Source organism: Pseudonocardia yunnanensis (genome assembly GCF_039534065.1).
GTDB lineage: Bacteria > Actinomycetota > Actinomycetes > Mycobacteriales > Pseudonocardiaceae > Pseudonocardia > Pseudonocardia yunnanensis.
The window spans coordinates 1-7,629 of sequence record NZ_BAAAUS010000054.1; the positions used below are offsets into that span (position 1 = coordinate 1).

Annotated in this window: 6 protein-coding genes and 1 pseudogene; 4 read left to right on the top strand and 3 right to left on the bottom strand. The window is 69.2% G+C overall.

The features are described from left to right. From ABD743_RS38560 to kdpF, 3 genes and pseudogenes are all read right to left on the bottom strand, one after another. Positions 1-329: pseudogene (locus ABD743_RS38560) on the bottom strand (potassium-transporting ATPase subunit B); the annotation flags it as partial. 82 nt (positions 330-411) lie between these two features. Next, positions 412-2,085 (bottom strand): potassium-transporting ATPase subunit KdpA, encoded by a 1,674-nt coding sequence (kdpA, locus tag ABD743_RS38565; protein WP_344728684.1) that lies wholly within the window; start codon positions 2,083-2,085, stop codon positions 412-414. Continuing rightward, complete coding sequence (kdpF, locus tag ABD743_RS38570) at positions 2,085-2,177, bottom strand: K(+)-transporting ATPase subunit F (protein ID WP_241043261.1); 93 nt, start codon at positions 2,175-2,177, stop codon at positions 2,085-2,087. Before kdpF ends, kdpA begins: the two co-directional genes overlap by 1 nt. A 705-nt stretch (positions 2,178-2,882) precedes the next feature. Here kdpF and ABD743_RS38575 point away from each other — a divergent pair. The 4 genes from ABD743_RS38575 to ABD743_RS38590 form a co-directional block, all read left to right on the top strand. Beyond that, the gene (locus ABD743_RS38575; protein ID WP_344728686.1) at positions 2,883-4,754 is read left to right on the top strand and encodes an APC family permease; all 1,872 of its coding nucleotides are present in this window, start codon (positions 2,883-2,885) and stop codon (positions 4,752-4,754) included. A gap of 385 nt (positions 4,755-5,139) precedes the next feature. Next, a complete protein-coding gene (locus ABD743_RS38580) occupies positions 5,140-5,919 on the top strand; it encodes a glycosyltransferase (protein ID WP_344728688.1) in 780 nt (259 codons plus the stop codon). After that, positions 5,916-7,379 (top strand): glycosyltransferase family 4 protein, encoded by a 1,464-nt coding sequence (locus tag ABD743_RS38585; protein WP_344728690.1) that lies wholly within the window; start codon positions 5,916-5,918, stop codon positions 7,377-7,379. Before ABD743_RS38580 ends, ABD743_RS38585 begins: the two co-directional genes overlap by 4 nt. 35 nt (positions 7,380-7,414) lie before the next feature. Continuing rightward, positions 7,415-7,629 (top strand): hypothetical protein (locus tag ABD743_RS38590; protein WP_344728691.1); only part of this gene is annotated, 215 nt, incomplete at its 3' end.

Consider the following 7,629-nt stretch of genomic DNA (forward strand, 5'->3'; position numbering starts at 1 on the left):
GTACGCCGCAGCGACTCCGCCTGCGCCTTACCCCGACCCTCCGCCACCGCCTCGGCCAGGTTCGCGAACAACACCGTGAACCACAACCACACCGCGATCCACCACGCGAACACCGACGGCTGGATGATCGCCATCACCGTCACGACAACGGACCCGACCCACACCACGAACATGACCGGGTTACGCAACTGCGTGCGCGGATCCAGCTTGCGCAGCGCCTCCGGCAACGACTCCCACAACTGACGAGGACTGAACGCCCCCGCCTTCACCGCCTGGCCCGCCGTCGGAACCTCCGCCGGGGCCGGGCGCTCCTTGATCTCGAGACTCACGCCCGCTCCTTGCTGACAATCAGGTGCCGCGGTCGTCCCACGGCTGTTCTCGGGTTTGACAAGTGCTGACGGACGCCCGTGATCACGAGAGGGCCTCTGCGATGGGCCCGAGCGCGAGGGCCGGGAAGAACGTGAGTGCCGCGACCAGGATGATCGTGCCGCCGACCAGCACGCCGAACAGAGCGCCGTCCGTCGGCAGGGTGCCTGCGTTGGCCTCCACCCGCTTCTGCTTCGCGAGCGAACCGGCCAGTGCGAGCACGGCGAGGATCGGCACGAACCGGCCGAAGAGCATCGCCAGGCCGAGCGTGGACTGGAAGAAGTCGCTGGTCACAGTGATTCCGGCGAACGCACTGCCGTTGTTGTTGGCAGTCGACGTGTAGGCGTACAGCACCTCGGAGAAGCCGTGCGAGCCGTCGTTGTTGAGCGCGTCCAGCGTGCTCGGCAGCGCGATCGCGAGGCCGGTGCCGATCAGCACGAGTGCCGGCATCGCGAGGATCGAGATCGAGGCGGCCGTCACCTGCACCCGGCCGAGCTTCTTGCCCAGGTACTCCGGAGTGCGACCGACCATCAGACCGGCCAGGAACACCGCGATGATCGCCAGCACGAGGATGCCGTACAGACCCGTACCTGTTCCACCGGGCGCGACCTCACCGAGCAGCATGTTGAGGATCGTGATCCCGCCGGCACCACCGGTGTAGCTGTCGTGCATCGAGCTGACAGCACCGGTCGACGTGCCGGTCGTGGAGATCGCGAAGAGGATCGAGCTCGGGATTCCGAGCCGGACCTCCTTGCCTTCCATCGCCCCACCAGCCGCGATGGCAGCGGGGCCGTTCGGGTGGGCCTCCGACAGCCAGGCCAGCGCGACGAACGCCAGCCAGATGACCCCCATGACCACGGCGAGAACGACGCCCTGGCGGGTGTTGCGGACCATCGTGCCGAACGTGCGGGTCAGCGCCACCGGGATCACGAGCTCGAGGAAATACTCGAAGAAGTTGGTGAAGGCGTTCGGGTTCTCGAACGGGTGCGCGGAGTTGGCGTTGAAGATGCCGCCGCCGTTCGTGCCCAGCTCCTTGATGGCCTCCTGCGACGCAGCAGGCGCGAGCGGGAGCGTGTGCGTCGAGCCGTCGACAGAGGTGATGTCGATACCGGACCGGAGCGACATCACCACGCCCGTCGCCATGAGAACGACCGCGCCGATGAACGAGATCGGCAGCATGATGCGCACGACCGTGCGGGTCAGGTCGACCCAGAAGTTCCCCAACCGGTCAGTGTTGTGGCGGACGAACCCGCGGATCAGCGCGATCGCGACGGCGATCCCGACCGAGGCCGACACGACGTTCTGCACGGTCAGCCCGGCCATCTGCACCGAGTGACCGAGCACCGTCTCCGGCACGTACGACTGCCAGTTCGTGTTCGTCACGAACGAGACCGCGGTGTTGAACGCCATCGCGGCCGGCACGGTGTTGCCGTCGACACCCCGGTCGAATCCGAGCGGCAGAATCGGCTGGATCCGCTGCAGCAGATACAAAAGGATCACGCTGACGAAGGAGAAGCCCAGCACACCGGCTGCGTAGGTGCTCCACCGTTGCTCGGTGGTGGCGTCCACCCGGAAGACGCGATAGAAAGCCGCCTCGATACGCCAATGGTTCTCGCTGGTGAACACCCGCGCCATGTAGTCGCCGAGGGGCTTCCACACCAACGCGAGGACCAGCAGAATGACGCCGACCTGGATCAGGCCGGCAACAGTCGACGACATCAGAAGCGCTCCGGTCGCAGCAACGCGATGAACAGGTAGACGAGCAAGCCGAGTGCGACAAGCCCGCCCACGATGTAGGAGGCCGAGTTCACAGCGACTCCAACCCCCTCAGGATCAAAGCCAGCGTCGCGAATCCGGCTATCACCAGAACCACGAAGGCCAGGTCGGCCATCAAAACCCCTTTTACGTGAACGTGGCCCGCCCATGCGGCAGACTCGGGCCGCGGGGAGTGTCGTGGTCCGATGCCCAGGAGTAACACAGGTCAACACGGTCTTGACGCGATCAGCCGTTGACCTTGATGCAACCTTGACGTCCGTGTCTCGCACCGCATCCCGCACCAGACACTTCGCCGAGTGCGGTCCTTTATGGATGTATGGCTCTTCCTTGGGCCAAGCGGCGGCCCGATCCGCGCGCCGTCCGAGTACTCGCGGACGGAAACGCCCGAGCTCGCCGGTCGTCCACGTAGGCCGGCGTTCCAGGTCGCGATGACAGGGGCGGTGGCCACCGGATCGATCACCTGGGCCTCCCGTTACGTTCGCTCTGCCCGCCTGCGGCGGTCCTCTACCGCTCAGATCCGACGGCGGTCGGCTCGTTTCACCCGGCCTTGGCATGCACGCCTCCGGGTGGTCTGGATCACTCGTCAAGAATGCGTGAGAACAGCTGCCCGATTTCGACTCTGGTCGGAAGATCACCGCCGCGGGGTGCAGCCGCCTCCGCAGGCTTGACGGCGGCTCCTCTGCCGCGGGAAGAGGCTCCTGATGGCCCAGGTCGCCGCTGGTCTCCGACGCGGACGGCCGGTGCGCCCCGCTTCAGCGGACCGGCATCGGCTCACCGCCTCCACCGGCCTCGCCGCTCTCGGGCTGGACGCGCTGGCGTCCTGCGCGTACGGGCCGGAGTCGATCGTGCTCGCACTGTCCGTTGCGGGCGCGGCAGGCATCGGGCTCACCGTGCCGGTCACCCTCGTGATCGTCGGACTGCTGGCCGTGCTCGTCATCTGCTACCGGCAGGTCATCGCCGCGTATCCGGACGGCGGCGGGGCCTACACCGTTGCCCGCGACAATCTGGGACGCCGGGCCGGCCTGGTGGCTGCAGCGTCGCTGGTGGTCGACTACGTGCTCAACGTGGCCGTCTCGGTCGCTGCCGGCGTGGCCGCCCTGACCTCGGCGTTTCCCGTGTTGCTGCCATGGACCGTCGAGCTGTGCCTCGCGGTCCTGCTTCTGGTGACCGCGGTCAACCTGCGCGGGGTCGTGACCGGCGGACGGCTCTTCGCCCTCCCCGCCCTGGTCTTCGTCGGGTCGCTGGTGGTGCTCATCGTCGTGGGCCTGTTCCGCGGCGGCCCGATCGCGCCGCTGCCGCCGACGGATCCGGTGATCACGCCGCAGACCGTCGGGATCCTGCTGGTCCTCGCCGCGTTCGCGAACGGATGCTCCGCCCTCACCGGGGTGGAGGCGATCGCGAACGCCACGCCGTCGTTCCGCGCCCCGGGCCGGGTTCGGGCACGGCGGGCAGAGGCGGGGCTCGGGCTCGTGCTCGGCACCTTGCTGATCGGGCTCGCGGTGCTGGTCGAGATGTTCCACGCGGGTCCGGTGACGGACCGCACGCTGCTGTCGCTGCTGGCCGAGGGCTCGATCGGGACAGGCCCGCTCTACGTGGTGGTGCAGTTGGCCACGGTCGTGCTGCTCGGGCTCGCCGCCAACACCTCCTTCGGCGGTCTCCCGGTACTGGCCGCACGGCTTGCCGCCGACGGAGCCCTGCCGCACGTGTTCGGCCTGCGCGGCGACCGGCAGGTCTACCGCGCGTCGATCGTCGTGCTGGCTGTGTTGTCCGGCGCGCTGCTCCTGTTCTCCGCCGGCCAGGTCGCCGTGCTCGTTCCGCTGTTCGCCATCGGCGTCTTCGTCGGATTCTCGCTCTGCCAGGCAGGCATGCTGCGGCACTGGTGGACGCTCCGCGGCCCGCGGTGGCGCTCGCAGGCTGCTCTGAGTGTGCTGGGCGTGACGCTGACCGGGGCAGCGGCGATCGTCCTCACGGCGGAGAAGTTCACCGCCGGGGCATGGCTGATCGTGCTGGTGATCCCGCTCCTCGTGCTGCTGTTCGTCGCTGTGCGGCGCTCCTACGCCCGGATCGGTCAGGTGCTCGAGGTCGACCAGTGCCCGCAGCCGCCCAGGCCCACCGCCTCTGTGGTCGTGGTGCCCGTGGTCGGCATCAGCCGGCTGGCCGAGGAGAGCTTGTCCGCGGCACTGTCGATGGGCGACGGGACGGTTGCCGTCCACGTCGTGCTCGGCGAGGAGAGCGAGGACCGCGCGGCGGCCGACTCACTCCAGGATCGCTGGCAGGAGTGGCGCCCGGACGTCCCCCTGGTCCTGCTCCCGGCCGTCGACGAGCGCGGTAGGCCGAGCCGTGTTCTCGGGCCGGCGATCGCGCACTACCTGCGCAGCGTCGCCGAGCCCGCCGGGGAGCGCGTGCTGCTGCTCGTCGGCGAGGTCGCTCCCGACCACTGGTGGCAGCAGGCGCTGTTCAACCGGCGGGGCGCCGTGGTTGCCCGCTATGCCGAGCGGCACACCGACGCCGTCGTCTGCCGGCTGCGGTTCCGGCTTCTCCCCCGGCGGCACAGCGAACCGGCGCACACGTCCACCCAGAACCGAACCCTCGTGCCCCAGCAGACCGTCTGACCACGACGGCGTCCGCGTGTCGTCAGATGGCGGGCGCGCAGGCGCGTCCACCGCCCGCCCCGTCACCACCGAGTGACGTTGATCACTAGACGAATGCCGTGCAACCCCGCCGAATGGCGTACCGGATCCCCTCGAACAGCGGATGGACACCCCCGCGATTCAGCGCAGCGTGACAGTCCGATCGGGTCTTCGCCCGCGACCGAGCCAGATTTCAACCGGTCGTCGACGCAGCGCCCCGGCCCGCGCGCCGGGGCGCGTTAACGAAGATCCTGGATCACTCGACTAGTGCTGCGGGCGTCGGCCAGGTGGCCGTCGGAGAAGCGCCCGGCGCTGAACGCGAACGATTCGGCGTGTCCTATGGGTGTGCGCTATAGGGGGATTTGGTGTGACCGATCAACTGTCGATGCGGATACCGCACGACATTTCCACGCCTGCTGACCGACGGCGTCCATTCGTCGACGTCGAGTTGGTCATACCTGCTCTCAACGAATCGGCCAGGTTGCCGCGCACGCTCGCGCACAGCGTCGCATTCCTCCGCGACCAGCCCTGGTCGTCGCGGCTCGTCGTAGTGGACAACGGCAGCGTCGACGACACCCCGGCGGTGGCCCGCCGCGCCGCCGCGGAACTCGGGGCCGAGATACCCATCGAAGTCGTCGGTTGCTCCCGCCCGGGGAAGGGCGCCGCAGTGCGGCGCGGCCTGTTGAACAGCAGTTCCCGATATGTCGGCTTCTTCGACGCAGATCTCGCCACCCCTGTCGAAACCCTCACCGCAGCGGTCGAGCACCTCGAGAGCGGCGCCACGGCGGTGATCGCGTCGCGCCACCTACCCGAATCGAGCTTCGTGCGGCCGCAGCAGGTAGGCAGGCGGGCGGGCGGCGCAGCCTTCCGGGCCCTTGCGCGCGGCCTCGTCAGGGGCGTCCGTGACACGCAATGCGGGTTCAAGCTCTTCGAGCGGGACGCCGCGGTGCGCGCCCTCGTGCAGTGCCGAACAGAGGGTTTTGCATTCGACGTGGAACTGCTGCACCGGGTCCAGCGAGACGGCGGCACCATCGTCGAACTGCCGATCGCGTGGACCGATTCCCCGGACTCGCGCTTTCATCCGATACGTGACGGCGTTCCGAGCTTCGGTGCGATACTGCGAATGCAGAGAGCGATGTCCGCATGAATGCAGTGAACGGGAGCGCGGTCGAGCGATTGGCGGGCGCGCGTGTTCTGGTCCTGAACTGGCGCGATGTGCGCCACCCGCTCGCCGGTGGGGCCGAGCAGTACATCCACCAGATCTCCCGTCGCTGGGTGTCCGCCGGCGTCCACGTCTCGTGGCTCACGGCCCGCCCGAGTGGGCAGCCGGCGTACGAGACCGTCGACGGGATCCATGTCATGCGCGCAGGCGGAGATCTCACCCTCTACCCGCGCGCGGCCCTGCGCCTGCGGCAGTCCCGGAGCGACTATGACGCGATCATCGACTGCCAGAACGGCATCCCGTTCTTCGCGCCCGCCTTCGTAGGTTCGACGGTGCCGGTCGTGCAGGTGGTGCACCACGTTCACCAGGACCAGTTCGCCACGCGCTTCTCCCCGCCGATGGCCGCGATCGGACGTTTTCTGGAGGGCCGCGTCGCCCGTGCCGTGTACGGCTCGCGGGCGACGGCCGCGGTGTCGCCGTCGACGCGGGTGGAGCTGCGCCGCAGGCTCGGCTTCACCGGGCCGATCTTCGTGGTGCCCAACGGCACGATCGACGTCCCCACGCTCAGCGGCCCGCGCGACCCGGATCCCACGCTCGTCGTCGTCACCCGGCTCGTGCAGCACAAGCGGGTCGACCTGTTGCTCGGGGAGATCGCCACTGTCGCCCGGCGCGTACCCCGGCTGCGCGTGGAGATCGTGGGCGACGGGCCGGAACGGCGGCGGCTGCAAGGCCTCGTCGTCGACCTCGGCCTGCAGTGGACGGTGACCATGCACGGTTACCTGCCCGACGCCACGCGAGACGCGCTGCTGCAACGAGCCTGGCTCACCACATCGACATCGGCAGCCGAGGGTTGGGGGTGCTCGATCATCGAGGCGGCGGCGTGGGGCGTGCCCTGCGTGGCGCTGCGCGTTCCGGGTGTCCGGGACTCCGTGGTCGAAGGGGTCACCGGCTGGCTGGTCGAGCGCCCGGTGGACTTCCGCGACGTCCTGGTGGCGGCGTTGCGGGAGCTCGCCGTGGAGGACCGGGCGCGTGAGATCGTGGCGGCTTGCCAGGCGTGGGCCCGCTGCTTCAGCTGGGACCGCAGCAGCGAGTTGCTCGCAGGTGTCCTGCTCGACGAGGCCGGCAGAACCGCCCGCACCGCGAGCGGCGCACGGCAGCGCCGCAACGCGCGCCCAGACATCGCCACCGTGGCCACGTTCGCCCGCCGCGACACAGTGGACTGGAGTGGCCGGCTACGGGCCACCGACCAGGTCGTGGTCGATGACGATCGAGTCACCCTGCTCCTCAACGGTTGCGACGACTTCGATGCCGCCGCCGTGCTCCGCCGCCACGGCGTCCTCGACGCGACCACACGGCTCGCCACGCGGGAGGACCTCCTCGCCGGCCCCGCTGCGGCTCCGCACGGCAGGCCCGGCCTGGATCGGGCGCCAGCAGGCCCGCGGTGACGCTGACGACGGACGAATCAGCGGTCCGGGAGGCCGTGGCTGAAGCATCCCCGCGGCCGATGGACGCAGGCGCCGGAAGCGTTGCGCAGCACAGCGCGTTGCTGGCGATCTCCGCGGGCGTCGTCGGCGTCCTCAGCTACGCCTGCACCCTGCTGATGGCCCATCTGCTCGCACCCGCCGACTACAGTCGGTACTCGGCGGCGGTGATGCTGATCGGGATCGTCGGCATCGTGGCGAACGCACTCGTCCC

Bases quoted from the DNA above. Each gene is read 5' to 3' on its own strand.
- kdpA (WP_344728684.1), bottom strand. From the start codon at position 2,085: ATGTCGTCGACTGTTGCCGGCCTGATCCAGGTCGGCGTCATTCTGCTG.
- ABD743_RS38585 (WP_344728690.1), top strand. From the start codon at position 5,916: ATGAATGCAGTGAACGGGAGCGCGGTCGAGCGATTGGCGGGCGCGCGT.